The sequence below is a fragment of the Pseudophaeobacter arcticus DSM 23566 genome (genome assembly GCF_000473205.1).
Lineage (GTDB): Bacteria > Pseudomonadota > Alphaproteobacteria > Rhodobacterales > Rhodobacteraceae > Pseudophaeobacter > Pseudophaeobacter arcticus.
In genome coordinates this window covers 1,684,563-1,702,167 of sequence record NZ_KI421507.1, presented here as the reverse complement: position 1 = coordinate 1,702,167, position 17,605 = coordinate 1,684,563, and the positions used below count along the sequence as shown (strand labels likewise).

The following is a 17,605-nucleotide window of genomic DNA, read 5'->3' as shown; positions in this document are numbered from 1 at the left end:
CCAGGCGATGACCTGCCACATAGGCTTTACATTTGCCTGATATTGGAACCGGATCGCAACAGGGGTTCGCAATGAAACAAGAGGTGATGGCAGGTTTTCTGGAGGCAATTCCAATGCCTTGCGTCTTGGTTGATCAAACCGAGCGCTTTATCGGTGCCAATAAATCTGGGCTTGCCCTGTTGGGGGAGCAGATCCTTGGCCGCCATTTTGCGACAATCCTGCGACAACCAGGTGTCAACGCAGCAATTGAGAAATGTCTGGAGGATCGCGGCAATCGCACCGCCAGGCATCTGTCAAACGATGGCGCGCAGGACACCACCTACGAGGTTGAACTGCGGTATATTGCCGGTATCGGCGCTGTCGAAGGCGGCGCGGTACTGATCACCTTCCTGGATGTGACCGAACGCGAACAGGCCAACCAGATGCGGCGAGATTTTGTCGCCAATGTCAGCCACGAGTTGCGCACCCCGCTGACGGCCCTGATGGGGTTTATCGAAACCCTGCGCGGGGCGGCGCGCGATGACGCGGCGGCGCGGGATCGCTTCCTGACGATCATGGAAGGCGAAGCCAGCCGGATGAACCGTCTGGTGGGCGATCTGTTGTCATTGAACCGCGTGGAGAGCAAAGAGCGCATTCGCCCCAAGGAGGAGATGGACCTGGTGGCGCATCTCAGCTCGACGCTCAAGACCATGCAGCCCCTTGCTGAGGCTGGGAATGTCAGCCTCAGCTTTACCCCTCCCGCGGATCCGGTGATGATCATGGGCGATCCCGATCAGTTGCTGCAGGTCTTTATCAACCTGGTTGAGAACGCCATTAAATATGGCGGCGATCAGGTAAATGTGACCCTTGAGTTGCTGGAGCGGGATCCATCGCTTCGCGCCCCGGCCGTGCGGGTGCAGGTCATTGACAATGGCGCGGGCATTGACCCGATCCATCTGCCACGGCTGACAGAGCGGTTTTATCGCGCCGACAATCACCGCTCCCGCGAAATGGGTGGCACCGGGTTGGGGCTGGCCATCGTCAAACATATCGTCAACCGCCACCGTGGCCGGTTGCGGGTGGAAAGCGAGCTAGGGACGGGAAGCTGTTTTTCGGTGACTTTACCACTGTCCTGACAGCGCAGTCCCCGGTTTCAGCGTCATGGCCTTTTGGCCTTACTGAACCGGCAGCAGTCCGGCGCGCGGCCTGCGCGGGCGCTTGGTTTTGACATGCGGATCTTGTCGGTGCAGCATAGATCACGGCCGTCATCGCCTGCCATTGCCCCCGTGCCCCCGTGCGGCTGCGCAGCTGCCAGACATTCGGGATCAAAGGTTGCTCGGGATCAAAGGTTAATGGGCAGGCCGGGTTTTGTGACAAAAATCGCTTCAAGTCGGGTTTTGTCATATGCCTGTTACACAGCCGTCACAAAAGCCTCATACGCGCCTTTTAGGAGGGGCCCATGATCATCGTGTGGATGGTCACACATCTTAATCTCTCATGGAGACTCTCATGTCCTTTGTGAAACTGACCGCTTCTGCCCTGACCATCGCCGCCGCCACCGCGACAGCTGCCACCGCGCGTGACCAGGTTCAGGTTGCAGGCTCCTCCACCGTTCTGCCCTATGCCTCCATCGTTGCCGAAGCCTTTGGCGAAAACTTCGACTTTCCAACACCTGTTGTTGAATCCGGTGGCTCCTCTGCCGGTCTGAAGCGGTTCTGTGAAGGCGTTGGTGAAAACACCATCGACGTGGCCAATGCGTCGCGCGCCATCAAGGAAAAAGAAATCAAGGCCTGCGCCGAAGCCGGCGTCACCGACATCATCGAAGTCCGCATCGGTTATGATGGCATTGTCTTTGCCTCCGACATCAACGGCAACGAATTTGCCTACACCCCCACAGACTGGTTCCTGGCGCTCTCTGACGAGATCCTGGTTGACGGCAAGATGGTTCCAAACCCAAACAAAACCTGGGCCGACGTGAACCCTGCCTTCCCGGCACAGAATATCCAGGCCTTTATCCCAGGCACCAAACACGGCACCCGTGAAGTGTTTGAAGACAAAGTGATCCTGGCGGGCTGCGAAGCCACCGGCGCATTTGAGCACCTGCTGGCCCATGCCGAAGGCGACACTGCCAAGGCACAGAAAAAAGCCGCTGAAAAAGCCTGTATCTCGCTGCGCACCGATGGCGTTTCTGTCGACATCGACGGCGACTACACCGAAACCCTGGCGCGGATTGAAAGCAACAAGGACGGTATCGGCGTCTTTGGTCTGGCGTTTTATGAGAACAACACCGACAAGCTGCAGGTTGCAACCATGTCCGGTATCGTGCCTTCGACTGAAAGCATCTCAACCGGCGAATACCCTGTATCGCGCCCGCTGTTCTTCTACGTGAAGAAAGCCCACATCGGCGTGATCCCTGGCCTGAAAGAATATGCTGAGTTCTTCATCTCTGATGAGGTTGCCGGCCCTGATGGCCCCCTGTCCGAATATGGCCTGGTTGCTGACCCCGAGCTGAGCGAGACTCAGGATGCGGTTGCCAACGAAGCCACCATGGGCGGCAACTCCTAATCGCCCCCAGCACATCGTTATTGGCTGGGGCGGATAATCCGCCCCAGTTTTATTTCTGGACCAGATCCAGCTCCTATTTTCTGCCGCTGCCATACCGGAGCATAAGATGCCAACATTCTGGCTTGTCATTGTCCTGCTGACGCTTACTGCGCTTGGCTTTTGGTTCGGGCGCCGCCGCGCCTTGACCTCGGCGCAGGGAAACCCGCGCGAACTGCATTCACTACCCGTTTATTATGGTGCCAATGTCGCCATGAGCGTTGCCATTCCAGCCCTGATCACGCTGATGGTTTGGCTGTTGGCGCAGCCTCTCCTGATTGAAAACCGGGTGTCGGCAACGATCCCCTCAGAGCTGATCCCCGAAAACACCAGCATTGGCCTGGTGATGAGTGATGTGCGCCGCCTGGCCGAAGGTCTGGACGAGGCAGTGTTGCAAGGGGTTATGACCAAAGACCAAGCCCTTACGCTGAACACTGAAACCAGTGATATCCGCGCAGTGCTTGGCACTGTTGGCGTTGCCCTGGGGTCCGAAGTGCGCCCGGAAGTGCTGCAGGCAGCCCAAAGCTACCGCAGCCTGTCCCGCACGGGGTCAACCGCAATGACGCTGGTGTGCCTGGTCCTGGCGCTGGTTGGTTTTGGCCTTTCCGCACGCCGCACCAACAAAGAGTTTCGCGCGCGAAACGTTGTTGAGCGCGGGGTTCTGGCGCTGCTCATCCTGGCCGCCTCGCTGGCAATCCTCACCACGGTTGGCATCGTGTTGTCGATGCTGTTTGAGACCATAAACTTCTTTGGTTTACATGCCTGGACCGACTTTTTCTTTGGCACCACCTGGGCGCCGAACTTCCGTGGTGACAGTGAATTGTCGATGCTGCCGCTGCTCTGGGGCACGCTCTATATCTCTGCCATCGCCTTGCTGGTTGCGGTTCCCATTGGCCTGTTTGCCGCCATCTACCTGTCTGAATACGCCAGTTCCACTGTGCGCTCCTTTGCCAAGCCGCTGCTGGAGATCCTCGCGGGGATCCCGACCATCGTTTATGGTCTCTTTGCGCTGCTGACGGTTGGCCCGCTGCTGCTCAAGCTGTTTGGCCAGGGCGAAGACGGGGTGCTTGGGCTTAGCTGGATGACAGGTGCGACCTCGGTTCTGACCGCTGGGGTGGTGATGGGCATCATGCTGATCCCCTTTGTCTCCTCGCTGTCGGATGACATCATCAACGCCGTTCCGCAAACATTGCGCGATGGCTCGCTTGGCCTCGGCGCCACCCCGTCGGAAACGATCCGCCAGGTGGTGTTGCCGGCAGCGCTTCCGGGAATCGTCGGCGCCATCCTGCTGGCGGCATCGCGTGCCATTGGTGAAACGATGATTGTTGTGATGGGGGCAGGGGCAATTGCCAAGTTCTCTGCCAACCCCTTTGAATCGATGACAACAATAACCACCCGTGTTGTCAGTCAGCTGACAGGTGACACCGATTTTGCCAGCCCCGAAACACTGGTAGCCTTTGCCCTCGGGCTTTCCCTCTTTGTCCTCACACTGGGCCTAAACGTCCTGGCGCTTTATATTGTGCGCAAATATCGGGAGCAGTACGACTAATGACCGATCTCAGCCCAAATCCGGGCCAGTCTGCAGGAGCGCAAAGTTCTTTGCTGACCCTGTCCCAACGGACCATCAAGCGCAACGCGGCAGAAACCCGGTTCAAAACCTATGGTGTTGCGGCCATCGCCGTGGGACTAATTATGCTGCTGGTTCTGGTGACCACAATTGTCAGCCGCGGCACTGGTGCCTTTCAGCAGACCTTTATCACCCTGAATGTCGAACTGCTGGAAAGCAAGCTGGACAAGAACGCCGAACGCAATCCCGAAGACATCAAGCGCGTCACCACCTTTGGCTATGCGCCCCTGATCAAAGCCGCGATGCAGACAACCATTTCAGACCTGGGCATCGAGACCAGCCTGAAATCCAAAGAGATGGCGGGTCTTTTGTCGAAGAACGCCGTGGCGCAACTGCGGGCCTTTGTGCTGGCCAACCCTGAACAGATTGGTGAAACCATCGCGTTCCGCTTTCTGGCGCAAAGCCGTGTTGATGGCTATCTGAAGGGGCGGGTCACGCGTGAGAGCATTGCAAACGACAAGAACATCTCGCCTGCGCAACTGGATCTGACGGATGCGCTGATTGCGGCAGGGGTGATTGAAAAGACCTTCAACCTGGACTTCATCCTGGGGTCTGATGCTTCGGATCAGCGTCCAGAGGCCGCAGGTATGGGGGTTTCGATGATGGGCTCGCTGTTCATGATGCTGGTGGTGCTGGCCCTGGCCCTGCCAATTGGTGTGGCCGCCTCAATCTATCTGGAAGAGTTTGCCCCCAAGAACTGGATCACCGATGTGATCGAGGTCAATATCGCCAACCTCGCGGCGGTGCCGTCGATTGTCTATGGTATCCTGGGCCTCGCGGTTTTCATCAACTACATGCATCTGCCGATGTCGGCGCCGCTGGTTGGTGGCCTGGTCCTGACGCTGATGACTTTGCCGACGATCATCATCTCAACCCGCGCCGCCCTGAAGGCGGTTCCGCCCTCGATCCGGGATGCGGCGCTGGGGGTTGGGGCCTCCAAGATGCAATCGGTTTTCCACCACGTGCTGCCCCTGGCCGCGCCTGGTATTCTGACCGGGACCATCATTGGCCTGGCGCAGGCACTTGGGGAAACCGCGCCGCTGTTGCTGATCGGCATGGTTGGCTTTATCGCCTCAAACGCGCCTGGAACCATCGGGGAAGGTCTGTTGTCCCCGAACTCTGCAATGCCTGCACAGATCTACGAATGGGCCAAACGCGCCGACCCGGCCTTTTATGAGCGCGCCTGGGGCGGCATTATCATCCTACTGGTCTTTCTTGTAACCATGAACACGGTGGCTGTGATACTGCGTCGTCGCTTTGAGCGTCGCTGGTAGCCGGAGGTGAGGAAATGAATATTATGAATATGTTGGATAAAAGCTTGGACACAATGACCACCAAGATCTCCGCACGGGACGTCAACGTCTATTATGGGGATACGCATGCCATCAAGAACGTGAATGTTGAAATCGACGCCAACACGGTCACCGCCTTTATCGGCCCATCGGGCTGCGGAAAGTCCACTTTCCTGCGCTGTATCAACCGGATGAACGACACAATTGATGTCTGCCGGGTGGAGGGTGACATTCTGCTGGATGGGGAAGACATCTACGACAAACGCGTCGATCCGGTACAGCTGCGCGCCAAGGTCGGAATGGTGTTTCAGAAACCCAACCCTTTCCCAAAATCGATCTACGACAATGTCGCCTATGGTCCACGGATCCATGGCCTGTCGCGAAACAAAGCGGAATTGGATGAAATTGTTGAACAATCCCTGCGTCGCGCCGCGATCTGGGAAGAGGTGAAGGACAGGTTGGATGCACCCGGCACCGGTCTGTCTGGCGGCCAACAACAGCGTCTGTGCATCGCCCGCGCAATTGCCACCGAACCAGAAGTCCTGCTGATGGATGAGCCCTGCTCGGCGCTGGATCCAATTGCCACGGCACAGGTGGAAGAGCTGATCGACGAGCTGCGGGCGAATTATTCCGTGGTGATCGTGACCCACTCAATGCAACAGGCGGCGCGGGTCAGCCAGAAAACCGCCTTTTTCCATCTGGGCAATCTGGTAGAATTTGGTGCCACCGGGCAGATTTTCACCAACCCTGAAGATCCCCGCACTGAAAGCTATATTACTGGCCGTATCGGTTAAGCCCACAAAGGAAAATACCATGGTAGAACAACATATTGCCTCCGCCTTTGATCGGGATCTCGAAGCGATTCAGGCCCAGATCATGAAGATGGGCGGCCTGGTCGAAGCGGCAATCGTCGCCTCTGCACGGGCGCTGGAAACCCGTGACGAAGAACTGGCGCAGCAGGTGCGCCTTGGAGACCGGGCCATTGATGGTCTGGAAGAACTGATCAACGAGGAATCCGCCCGCGTGATTGCCACCCGCGCGCCTGCCGCAGTTGATCTGCGCGTGGTCCTGTCGGTGATGAAAATTGCCGGCAACCTGGAACGCATCGGTGACTATTCGAAAAACATCGCCAAGCGCACAGGTGTTCTGATCCAGTGGCATGACAGCACCGACAGCTCGGCGGCCCTGCGCAGAATGGCCCGCGAGGTCGAGCTGATGCTGAAAGATGCGCTGGACGCCTATATCCAGCGCGATGTTGAACTGGCTGCAGATGTGATCACCCGCGACCGCGAAGTTGATCAGATGTACAATGCGCTGTTTCGCGAAATTCTGACCCATATGATGGAAGACCCGCGCAACATTACCGCCTGTATGCACCTGCATTTTATCGCCAAAAACATTGAGCGCATGGGCGATCACGTGACCTCAATTGCCGAGGAATTGATCTATCTGGTGACGGGCAACCGCCCCGAGGATGAGCGGCCCAAAGCCGACACCACCTCCACCGCGACCGGGGAGCACTGATTGATGACTGCCGATCAGCCCACTGTTCTGATCATCGAAGATGAATTGGCCCAACGCGAAGTCCTTGCCTATAATCTTGAGGCCGATGGCTTTCGCGTTATCCGGGCTGAAAATGGTGAAGAAGGCCTGCTGCTTGTTGAAGAAGACATGCCCGATATCATCGTGCTGGATTGGATGATGCCAAATTTGAGCGGCATCGAGGTTTGTCGTCGTTTGAAAACACGGCCAGAGACACGCGGTATTCCAATTATCATGTTGTCGGCCCGGTCGGAAGAAGTCGACAAGGTGCGCGGGCTGGAAACCGGTGCGGATGACTATGTGGTCAAACCCTATTCGGTGATCGAGCTGATGGCGCGGGTGCGTACGCAGCTGCGTCGGGTGCGCCCGTCAACCGTTGGGGTGCGGCTGGAATTTGATGACATCATTCTGGACGCCGAAACCCATAAGGTCAGCCGGTCAGAAAATCCCCTGAAGCTGGGACCAACCGAGTTTCGCCTGCTCTCCACCTTTATGGAGAAACCTGGTCGGGTTTGGAGCCGGGAGCAATTGCTGGATCGGGTCTGGGGCCGTGACATCTATGTCGATACCCGGACTGTCGATGTGCATATTGGCCGTTTGCGCAAAGCACTGACCCAGTATGGTGGCGAGGATCCCGTGCGCACCGTGCGCGGGGCTGGTTACGCTCTGGGCTAGATCGGTCTTGGAAAACTGGACCGGATCGTTTGTCGAATAAAAATGGGCCCCTTTTGAGGGCCCATTTTGTTGTTTGTTGTGCAGTTGCAAAAGCTGAGGCGCCTATCGTGGCAGCGGGTCTTCGGGCTGGGCCTGTCCCTCCAGCCAGTGCCGGAACTTGGTCAGCGCCGGATCACGCGCTTTGCTTTTGGGCCAGACAAGGTAATAGGCGCCGGAGGCTTCGGTTGCCTGCGGCTGCAGCGCGGTCAGTCGCCCGGTGGCGATATCCTGTTCCACCAGATAATCTGGCATCAAGGCCACCCCCAGGCCATGCTGGGCTGCCTGTGTAATGGTTGAGAATTGATCATACATCGTGCCGCCCAGATCCTCGGGGCTGGCGGTGACCCCCTGCAGTTCAAACCAATCCAGCCAGGCCGTGGGGCGGGTTTGAATATGCAAAAGCGGCATCTCCAGGATCTGCTGCGGCGGGATAAACCTGCCATTGGCCACCAGCTCAGGGCTACAAACCGGCAAAAGCTGCTCGCTTTTCAACAAGAGGGATTCCGTTCCGGGCCATATGGCATTGCCAAAATGTATTGCCGCATCAATGGGTTCGCTGCCAAAGCTGAATTCCTGCAACCGTGTGGTCATATTGATGGTAATATCAGGGTGGCGACGGGCAAATTCCGGCAAGCGGGGCATCAGCCAACGCATACCAAAGGCCGGCAGGATCGCCAGGTTCAGGGTTCCCGTCAGTGGCGCGGTCTGCACTCGCAGGGTGGATTGGGTGATCTTGTCCAGCGCGTCGCGGATTTCGCGCGCATAGGTTTGCGCCTCTGGTGACAGGTGCAGTTTCTTGCGATCGCGCCGCACAAGCGAGACCCCAAGCTGCGCCTCAAGCGCTTGTAACTGGCGGCTCACTGCGCCCTGGGTCAGGCACAGCTCTTCTGCCGCAGCAGAGGCGCTGCCAAGCCGGTCCAAGGCTTCAAGGGCGCGCAGCGCCGAGATTGAGGGGAGGAATCGTCGAGGATGTTGCATCTATGAGGTTTACTCATGTTTGAATGCCAAAGTCTCGCTGTTTTTTTGCCAGGTCTGCTGTTAATCCTTGGTCAACACACGCCATAATTCCAATATTGAGGGTCTTTCAATGACTGATAAACCAAGCCTGCGCGCCAAAGATGCACCGGATCTGGGAGGCTTTACCTGGGAAGATCCGCTGCGTTTGGACGACCAGCTGAGCGAAGATGAGCGGATGATCACCGCCTCGGCGCGGGCCTATGCCCAGGAAAAACTGCAGCCACGGGTCACCGCAGCCTTTGAAAACGAAGAAACCGACCCGGCGATCTTCCGCGAAATGGGCGAAATGGGCCTGCTCGGTACCACCATTCCCGAAGAATACGGCGGCCTGGGCGGCGGTTATGTGTCTTATGGTCTGGTGGCCCGCGAGGTTGAGCGCGTCGACAGCGGTTATCGCTCGATGATGTCGGTACAAAGCTCGCTGGTGATGTATCCGATCTATGCCTACGGCAGCGAAGAGCAGCGGCAGAAATACCTGCCAAAACTGGCCTCTGGCGAGTGGATCGGCTGTTTTGGCCTGACCGAGCCCGACGCGGGCTCTGACCCGGCTGGCATGAAAACCCGCGCGGAAAAAACCGCGACAGGGTATAAGCTGACCGGCTCCAAGATGTGGATTTCAAACGCCCCAATCGCCGATGTCTTTGTTGTCTGGGCCAAATCGGATGAACACGGCGGCAAGATCCGTGGCTTTGTGCTGGAAAAAGGCATGAAGGGCCTTTCGGCACCAAAAATCCGCAACAAGGCCTCGCTGCGGGCCTCGATCACCGGTGAGATCGTCATGGAGGGCGTGGAAGTTGGTGACGAGGCGCTGCTGCCACATGTGCAGGGGTTGAAAGGTCCGTTTGGCTGTTTGAACCGGGCCCGCTATGGCATCAGCTGGGGCGCCATGGGCGCGGCAGAGGCCTGCTGGCACGCCGCACGGCAGTATGGTCTGGACCGTCATCAGTTTGGCCGCCCGCTGGCCAACACCCAGTTGTTCCAGCTGAAGCTCGCCAATATGCAGACCGAAATCACCCTTGGGCTGCAGGCCTCCCTGCGGGTTGGTCGCCTGATGGATGAGGCAAATGCCGCGCCAGAGATGATTTCCATCGTCAAGCGCAACAACTGCGGCAAGGCGCTGGAAATCGCGCGCAATGCCCGTGACATGCACGGTGGCAACGGCATCAGCCTGGAGTTCAATGTCATTCGTCACATGGTCAACCTTGAGACCGTTAACACCTATGAGGGCACCCATGACGTTCATGCGCTGATCCTTGGCCGGGCTCAAACCGGTTTGCAGGCGTTTTTCTAAGGAGAGCGTGCCTTTCATAGGCCGGTTCGGGGCAAATTTGTCCTGACAATGGGCGAGGGGTGGAGAGCCATCCCTCGCCCACTGTCATTCCGGACCTGCATTTGCGCAATATCGCATTGCAATTATGCATATCGCAGAGGTTGGGAGCCCATCCCGCCAAAGCTGCAAGGGATAGACGGGGAGGTTTGTCCTCTTCGGAACGTGGTTAGGATCCAAAAGCCTTAACAGCTTGTTTTGCCACCTAAAGCCCACCCCGCGGTGGAGTTTTGTTGATCTTATCTTGAAAACAGGGGATTTGAGAGCGGCAGGACCGAAGGCGACCGGGGATGCACTGTGTCGCAGTCCGGTCCATTTGGTTACCATCGCTGATGCCGACCTCGGGAATATACAAAACCAGAGGGGCGCGGCGCGCCTGTTGCAGGCATTTTTGCAGAGGGCGCTCAGCGGCGCCATAGGGCAGGGTGATCTTGCAGCGATGCAATGGAAAACCCCGCTCCGCAAGAGAGCCAAGGCCGGCCTCGGGACAGCTTTGCAAAAACAAATCTATCGATTTGCACAAATGCCGCCACAAAAACGCAAGGCGAACAGGCTGAACCCACCCGAGACTTGAACATAATTGCATCTTTACAATAAGTTAACATCTTTCTTTGGGGCTGTGAAGGCTTTTCTTTCGCTTTGATTGGCGCCAGGGGTTTACTCTCACTTATTTACATATAGATAAATGAATGTGTAAACAGTCCCGGCCCAGAGGGCGTTAAACGGATGAGAGCAGCAATGACAAAAACAGCCACGGCCAACCCGCAGTGGAAAAGGCTTTTCCCGATCCTGAGCTGGGGCGCCGCCTACAATCGACAAGACCTGGGCGGCGATGTCACCGCAGCGGTGATTGTCACCATCATGCTGATCCCTCAATCCCTGGCCTATGCCTTGCTTGCCGGGCTACCCGCAGAGGTTGGGCTTTATGCCTCGATCCTGCCTCTGGTCGCCTATGCCATCTTTGGCACCTCACGGGTATTGGCGGTGGGGCCGGTCGCGGTGGTTTCCCTGATGTCGGCCTCGGCCTTGTCATCGCTGGGGCTGGAAACTGTTGCCGACTATGTCGCCGCCTCAGCTGTACTGGCCCTGATGTCGGGCGTTTTGCTGGTCGCCATGGGGGCGATGAAATTGGGAGTGGTGGCCAATCTGCTCTCACATCCTGTCATTGCCGGGTTTATCACCGCCTCAGGCCTGTTGATCGCGGTCAGCCAGGCCAAACATATCCTGGGTATCAGCGCCTCGGGGCATAATTTGCTGGAGATTCTATCGTCACTGGGGCAGGGGCTGGGACAGGTCAATTTTGTGACGCTGGCGCTGGGGCTTGCTGTGCTGGTCTTTCTGTTCTGGCTGCGCTTTGGGCTGTCGGACCTCTTGCAGGCCAAGTTCGGCCTGTCCAAGCAGGTGGCTGGCACTGTTGTGCGTGTAGGCCCGGTCTTTGCCGTCTTTGGCACCATAGCCTTGTCCTGGGGCTTTGATCTGCCAGCCCTTGGGGTCTCGGTTGTTGGGACTGTCCCAACTGGGTTGCCACCCTTGGGACTGCCGACACTGGACAGTTCAGTTTTGACAGCGCTGATTGGGCCGGCCGTGTTGATCACCATCATCGGCTATGTCGAAAGCGTCTCGGTTGCCCAGACCCTGGCCGCCAAGCGTCGCCAGAAGATTGACCCCAATCAGGAACTGACGGCCCTGGGTGCCGCAAATATCGCATCCGGTCTGTCAGGCGGCTATGCTGTCACCGGAGGCTTTGCCAGATCGGTGGTGAACTTTGACGCCGGCGCGCGCACCCCAGCGGCTGGCGCCTTGACTGCAATTGGTTTAACTTTGGCAGCTATCTATCTGACACCGTATTTATATTTCCTGCCAAAAGCGACCCTGGCCGCGACAATTATCGTGGCGGTCTTATCGCTTGTTGATCTCTCCTTCCTAAAAACCGCCTGGATCTATTCACGCGCAGATTTTGCGGCCGTCTTTGTAACCGTTGTTTTGACATTGCTGGTTGGGGTCGAAACCGGTGTCGGCGCCGGGGTTGCGACCTCGATCGCGCTGTTCCTGTGGAAGACCTCCAGGCCACATGTGGCAGAGGTCGGGCAGGTGCCCGGAAGCCAGCATTTTAGAAACATTGACCGCCATCAGGTGCTGACCGATCCTTCGCTGGTGACGCTGAGAATTGACGAGAGCCTGTATTTTGCCAATGCCAGGCGCATGGAAGAGCTGATCCTGGACCGTGTACATCGCAGCGAAGGCAAGCTGCGCCATGTTGTTTTGATGTGTTCGGCTGTCAACGAAATTGACCTGAGCGCCTTGGACTCTCTTGAGGCGATCAATCAGCAGCTTGCCGATCTGGGGGTGCAGCTGCATCTGTCCGAGGTCAAGGGACCGGTGATGGACCGTTTGAAGCGGAGCCATTTCCTGCAGGATCTCACCGGCGAAGTTTTTCTATCACAGAACTGCGCCTTTGAGAAACTGACGAAGGATCTGTAACCAGATAAGACACAATCTTGGGGGGCGTTCCAAAGGTCATATAATAAACTCATAATTGGTATTATGTAAAATATACTTGTTCCGTTCCGTCACACCGGATTGGCAGACCTGGGAAAGCACGGTAGCCTTTATCCAACAAAACCAGGGACAAGGCGACAGACATGGACATCAAGGGTAGCTGCATAGTTGTGACCGGCGCCGCACATGGCATTGGCAAAGGGCTAGCACAGAAATTTGCCGATCTGGGCGCTGCGCATGTGATCTGTGCCGATATTGATCTGGATGCAGCAAAAGTGACGGCAGCCCATATTGGCGGTGTCGCGCTACATCTTGACGCCGCCAGCGAGGACAGCATCAAAACTCTGATTGATACCGTCGAAGACAGCATCGCCCCAATTGATCTGTTCTGTTCCAATGCAGGCATTCTTACCATGGGTGGCTTTGAAGTTCCCAATGATGAATGGCAAAAGATTTGGGATATCAATGTGATGTCCCATGTTTGGGCCTCACGCCATCTGGTGCCGCTAATGCTGAAACGTGGTGGCGGCTATATGCTCAACACTGCCTCGGCGGCGGGTCTGTTGAACCAGATTGGTGCGGCGCCTTACGGGGTAACCAAACATGCGGCAGTTGGGTTTGCAGAGTGGCTGGCCATCACCTACGGCGATCAGGGTATCGGCGTTTCTGTGCTGTGCCCGCAGGCTGTCCGGTCTGAAATGACCCGCGGGCTTGAGGATAGCGTGGCCAGCCTGGATGGCTTGCTGGAACCGGATATGGTTGCAGACTGTTGTGTAAAGGCCATTGAGAACAACGAGTTCCTGGTTCTTCCGCATCCACAGGTCAAAGACTACATGCAGGCAAAAGCCACCAACTATGGCCGTTGGATTACCGGCATGCAAAGACTGCGTGACCGGTTTAGCGGTAAATAGGGCGGTTTCTCGTTTTACCCTTGTGGTTTGATTGGCCGCATCAGTCCTTCCTGTGCGACGCTGGCGACCAATTGGCCGTCCTGAGTGTAGATCGAGCCGCGGTTAAAGCCGCGGCCGCCGCCACCAAAGGGAGAATCCATCGTATAAAGGTGCCAGTTTTCAAACTGCACCGGAGCATGGAACCACATGGCATGGTCCAGACTGGCGGTCATGGCCTCGGGCTTGTGCCAGGTGAGCCCATGTGGCCGCAGCGCTGACCCCAGCAGACCAAAGTCGGAGGCATAGGCCATCAGCACATGTTGCAGCTGCGGCCCTGCCCCTTTTGCTGCCTCCATCCTGATCCACATGTGATTGATATCACTGGTTATTTCTGGGTCCAGCGGATCGCGCGGCTCAATATCTCGGATCTCAAAGGGACGCTCCTTGATGAACTCGTCATATTGATCTTCTGCGATGCGATGGGCATGCTGGCGATGCAATTCATCGCGGGACAACAGCCCGTCAGGCGGCGGCACGTCGGGCATTTTATGCTGATGTTCCCAGCCCTGTTCCACCAAATGGAACGAGGCCGCCAGGTTCAGGATTTGTCGGCCATTTTGGATTGCAGTGACCCGACGGGTTGTGAAACTGCCGCCATCGCGGGCTGGATCCACCTCGTAGATGACAGGTCTGCTGGGATCACCGGGACGGATGAAATAGGCATGCAGCGAATGGCACAGACGTTCGGGAACACTGGCATAGGCCGCGGCCAAGGCCTGAGCAATGACCTGGCCGCCGTAGATCCGCATCGGCGTTTCCCCCCCGGAGCCAATCCCGCGATAGAGATTGGTATCGAGCTCTTCCAGGTCAAGAAGATTGAGAAGGAGACTCCCAGCATCAGTCATTTAGCAGTTCTTTCTAAGACGTATTTCGGTCATTGGCATAGGCAATGAACACATCAAAGCTGTCAGGGTTCACCATCGAGTCCCGGTTCACAACCTTTGCAGGGTCGCCACCAAGTAGCAGCTTTTTCACCGGAACTTCCAGCTTTTTGCCAGAAAGTGTACGGGGAATTTCTGGAACTTCTACAATATCGTCCGGAACAAAACGCGCGGAAACAAACTGGCGTATAGAGGACTTTATCTTATCTTTCAGATCGTTATCCAGGCTTCCGGGCTGTGTGAGCACCACAAAGAGCGGCATGAAGCTGTCTTTGCCGAGGAATTCAAGATCAACCACCAGACTGTCCTGGATCTCTGTCAGGGCCTCAACCGCCTGATAGATCTCGGATGACCCCAGCCGCAATCCGCGCCGGTTGATGGTTGCATCTGACCTGCCGTAGATGACCGATCCGCCCTCTGGGGTGAATGAGATCCAGTCCCCATGGCGCCAGATGCCGGGATAGGTTTCAAAATAGCTTTCGCGCAGGCGTGATCCGTCCTCATCTCCCCAGAAAAACAACGGCATAGAGGGCAAGGGCTCGGTACAGACCAATTCTCCGACCTCTCCGGTCAACTCGGCGCCAAAAGGATCAAAGGCACGCACCGCATTGCCAAGCGCACGGGCCTGCATTTCGCCGGCCCGCACTGGCAACATCACATTGCCGCCAACAAAGGCGCCGGCAAAATCGGTGCCGCCGGAAACTGGCGCCAACCAGATATCGTTGCTCACCGAGCGATATACCCAGTCATACCCATCTGAGGTCATCGGCGATCCGGTTGCCCCCAATGAGACCAGGGATGATAGATCCAAAGCAGCGCCGGGTTCGATCCCGGATTTGGCACTGGCGGTGAAAAACGCCGCCCCTGCGCCAAAATAGGTCATCTTTTCATCGGCGACGCGCCGCCAAATATCCAGCATATCCGGATAGTTAGGGGCACGATCATAGAGCATCACAGTGGCACCCTGCCCCAAAGCTCCAAGTTGCAAATTCCACATGATCCAGCCAGATGAGGTCAGCCAGCAAAACCGGCTTGCCGGGCTCAGATCAAGGTGAAGCGATTGCTTGCAGCCTTCCAGCAGAATGCCGCCGTGGCCATGTACAATCGGCTTTGGATTGCCCGTGGTGCCAGAGGAATAGACGATCCACAGGGGGTGATCAAAATCAACCTGCGCAAATGTCAGCTCTGCCGGGCGATGCAGCAGGCTGTCCCAGGCCACCGCTCCCATGGGGCCCGGCTGGTCATTTGTGGCGACATAGATATGGCTCTGCAGGCTTGGCAGGTCAGCAACAACCCTGGCCATTTCGTCCCTGCGGCTGACCTGTTTGCCACCATGCAGGTAATTGTCCTGATAGATCAGCACCTTGGGTTTAATCTGGCGGAACCTGTCCAGAATGGCGACATGGCCCATATCCGGCGCACAAAGGGACCAGATGGCGCCCAGGCTGGTGGCCGCAAGACAGGCGATAATGGCGCTTTCGGTGTTGGGCAGGATAGCGGCGACCCGATCCCCCTGCCCGACACCCATATCCCGCAGATGCGCGGCCAGGCTTGCCACCTGCGCGCGCAGTTGACCCCAGCTGAGCTCGGTGCGGCCAAATGTTTCAGAGTGGGTGATAAGCGCTTGATTTTCCTCACCTACGCCTCTGCCGGTCAGGATGTTTTCGGCCCAGTTCAGCTGTGCACCGGGGAACCATTTTGCACCGGGCATTTTCCGCTCGGCCAGAACAGTGCTGGCGGATTGCGAAAACTGCAGCTCAAAATAGTCGCAAATTGATTGCCAGAATGCCTCCAGGTCAGTTGTGCTCCAGGTCCAGAGGTCGTTGTAGCTGTCAAATTCCAGGCCCTTGGTCTGCTTTAGCCAGTTCTGGTAGGCCGCCATCTGGCTGGCCTCGGCGCGATCACAGGTCGGGGTCCAAAGGATTGGATTTTTGGTCATTTCAAAATGGCTCCGTGCACCAGGGCTTTGAGCTCAGCCCGCGCAGGATACGAGCTGGAGGGAGAAAGTTGCGTAAAAAAGACCACCGAAAGGTCCAGTTTTGGATCCACCCAAAAGAAGGTCGAGGCCATTCCGCCCCAGCTGAAATCGCCAACCGATCCGGGGCAGCGCGCCCGCGCCGGGTCCAGCACAACAGCCCCGCCCAGACCAAAGCCCATACCCTCCATCGGCTGCTCGGCAAAGCTTTGTGGGCCCATCGAGGCAATGTCACCAGGAAGATGGTTTTGCATCATGAAATCAATGGTTTTTGGAGACAGAATAAAGCCATCCTTGCAGCGACCACGCAGACGCAGCATCTCGGAAAACAGCATATAGTCATCAATGGTCCCGACCAGGCCGCCCCCACCTGACATCATGTCCGCAGTTTCAAAGGGGGAGCCTCCGTACAGATCCGTCAGGCGCAGCGTCTCAGTGCCGGTTTTTGCTGAATTGAGCGCCATGGCATCCCCGGACAGCGGCGTATAGAGCGAGGCAAAACGGTTGCCTGCCTGACGCGGGACACGAAACCCGGTTTCTATCATCCCAAGAGGCTGGAAGATCTCTGTTTCAAAGAACTCAGCAAGTGTTTGACCGGAAACGATTTCGACGACCCGACCCAGCACATCAATACCGACGGAATACTCCCAACGGCTGCCCGGCTGGAACGCCAGGGGATAGCTGGTCAGATGCGCAACCATCTTGCCCAGATCCCCCTGGTTTGGTTTGAACATCAGCTGTTCCTGGTTCATGGCCTGGGACAGAATGCCGGGGTTGAACGGATAGCTTAGCCCGCTTGTATGGGTCAGCAGCTCGTGCAGGGTTGGCGACCGCGAGGGCTCTGTTTGATCAATCGAGGTGGCGCCGGGCACCAGCGCCTGCATCTGTGCAAATTCAGGAATAAAGTCTGACACCGGCGCATCAAGGTGAAACAGCCCCTTTTCGGCCAGCATCATCAGCGCGACAGAGGTCACAGGTTTGGTCATGGAATAAATCCGGACCAGAGTATCGCGGGTGAAATCCAAGTTTTCTTCCAGGTTCCGCCGCCCCGCAGCGTGGAAAAACTTCTCCGCTCCGCCCTGTTTGATCAGCAGCGAGCTACCTGCATATTTCTGTTGATCCACATAGCGTTGCTGCCACTGCTTTAAGTTTTCAAGCCGGATTTCATCCATGCCCTGCACCCCTATATTCGCCTTTAAAT

At 57.0% G+C, this 17,605-nt stretch carries 14 protein-coding genes; 10 read left to right on the top strand and 4 right to left on the bottom strand.

Annotated features, from left to right (window positions below; translation table 11 throughout):
* Window positions 1-71: 71 nt before the first annotated feature.
* The 7 genes from ARCT_RS0112200 to phoB all read left to right on the top strand — a co-directional run bounded on the left by ARCT_RS0112200 (window position 72) and on the right by phoB (window position 7,716).
* Complete coding sequence (locus ARCT_RS0112200; RefSeq protein ID WP_027240338.1) at window positions 72-1,115, top strand: ATP-binding protein; 1,044 nt, start codon at window positions 72-74, stop codon at window positions 1,113-1,115.
* A 373-nt stretch (window positions 1,116-1,488) separates the two neighbouring features.
* On the top strand, window positions 1,489-2,544 hold the full coding sequence (locus ARCT_RS0112195) for a substrate-binding domain-containing protein (RefSeq protein WP_027240337.1): 1,056 nt from the start codon (window positions 1,489-1,491) through the stop codon (window positions 2,542-2,544).
* A 106-nt stretch (window positions 2,545-2,650) separates the two neighbouring features.
* A complete protein-coding gene (gene pstC / locus ARCT_RS0112190) occupies window positions 2,651-4,129 on the top strand; it encodes a phosphate ABC transporter permease subunit PstC (RefSeq protein ID WP_027240336.1) in 1,479 nt (492 codons plus the stop codon).
* Window positions 4,129-5,481: a phosphate ABC transporter permease PstA gene (pstA, locus tag ARCT_RS0112185; RefSeq protein WP_027240335.1), complete on the top strand. Its 1,353-nt coding sequence runs from the start codon at window positions 4,129-4,131 to the stop codon at window positions 5,479-5,481. The genes pstC and pstA overlap by 1 nt, the downstream gene beginning before the upstream one ends.
* Window positions 5,482-5,495: 14 nt before the next feature.
* Window positions 5,496-6,293, top strand: coding sequence for a phosphate ABC transporter ATP-binding protein PstB (gene pstB, locus ARCT_RS0112180; protein WP_027240334.1), 798 nt, complete (start codon window positions 5,496-5,498; stop codon window positions 6,291-6,293).
* Between the two features lie 19 nt (window positions 6,294-6,312).
* Window positions 6,313-7,023, top strand: a complete 711-nt coding sequence (gene phoU, locus ARCT_RS0112175) for a phosphate signaling complex protein PhoU (protein ID WP_027240333.1) — start codon at window positions 6,313-6,315, stop codon at window positions 7,021-7,023.
* Window positions 7,024-7,026: 3 nt separating this feature from the next.
* A complete protein-coding gene (gene phoB, locus ARCT_RS0112170; RefSeq protein WP_027240332.1) occupies window positions 7,027-7,716 on the top strand; it encodes a phosphate regulon transcriptional regulator PhoB in 690 nt (229 codons plus the stop codon).
* 102 nt (window positions 7,717-7,818) lie between these two features.
* On the opposite strand, the gene ARCT_RS0112165 is transcribed toward phoB, so the two are convergent.
* Window positions 7,819-8,733 (bottom strand): LysR substrate-binding domain-containing protein, encoded by a 915-nt coding sequence (locus ARCT_RS0112165; protein WP_027240331.1) that lies wholly within the window; start codon window positions 8,731-8,733, stop codon window positions 7,819-7,821.
* Window positions 8,734-8,842: 109 nt separating this feature from the next.
* On the opposite strand from ARCT_RS0112165, the gene ARCT_RS0112160 reads away from it, so the two are divergent.
* The 3 genes from ARCT_RS0112160 (at window position 8,843) to ARCT_RS0112145 (ending at window position 13,509) form a co-directional block, all read left to right on the top strand.
* The gene (locus tag ARCT_RS0112160; protein ID WP_027240330.1) at window positions 8,843-10,063 is read left to right on the top strand and encodes an acyl-CoA dehydrogenase; all 1,221 of its coding nucleotides are present in this window, start codon (window positions 8,843-8,845) and stop codon (window positions 10,061-10,063) included.
* A gap of 774 nt (window positions 10,064-10,837) precedes the next feature.
* Complete coding sequence (locus ARCT_RS0112150) at window positions 10,838-12,580, top strand: SulP family inorganic anion transporter (protein ID WP_027240328.1); 1,743 nt, start codon at window positions 10,838-10,840, stop codon at window positions 12,578-12,580.
* Window positions 12,581-12,741: 161 nt separating this feature from the next.
* Entirely contained in the window at window positions 12,742-13,509 is a 768-nt protein-coding gene (locus tag ARCT_RS0112145; RefSeq protein ID WP_027240327.1) for an SDR family oxidoreductase, read from the top strand.
* Between the two features lie 14 nt (window positions 13,510-13,523).
* Here ARCT_RS0112145 and ARCT_RS0112140 read toward each other — a convergent pair whose 3' ends face one another.
* From ARCT_RS0112140 to ARCT_RS0112130, 3 genes are read right to left on the bottom strand one after another with little or no spacing between them, the layout of a single operon-like run.
* Window positions 13,524-14,393: an acyl-CoA thioesterase gene (locus tag ARCT_RS0112140; protein ID WP_027240326.1), complete on the bottom strand. Its 870-nt coding sequence runs from the start codon at window positions 14,391-14,393 to the stop codon at window positions 13,524-13,526.
* Window positions 14,394-14,406: 13 nt separating this feature from the next.
* Window positions 14,407-16,368, bottom strand: coding sequence for an acetoacetate--CoA ligase (locus ARCT_RS0112135; RefSeq protein WP_027240325.1), 1,962 nt, complete (start codon window positions 16,366-16,368; stop codon window positions 14,407-14,409).
* Window positions 16,365-17,576 (bottom strand): serine hydrolase domain-containing protein, encoded by a 1,212-nt coding sequence (locus ARCT_RS0112130; RefSeq protein ID WP_027240324.1) that lies wholly within the window; start codon window positions 17,574-17,576, stop codon window positions 16,365-16,367. The genes ARCT_RS0112135 and ARCT_RS0112130 overlap by 4 nt, the downstream gene beginning before the upstream one ends.
* Window positions 17,577-17,605: the final 29 nt, after the last annotated feature.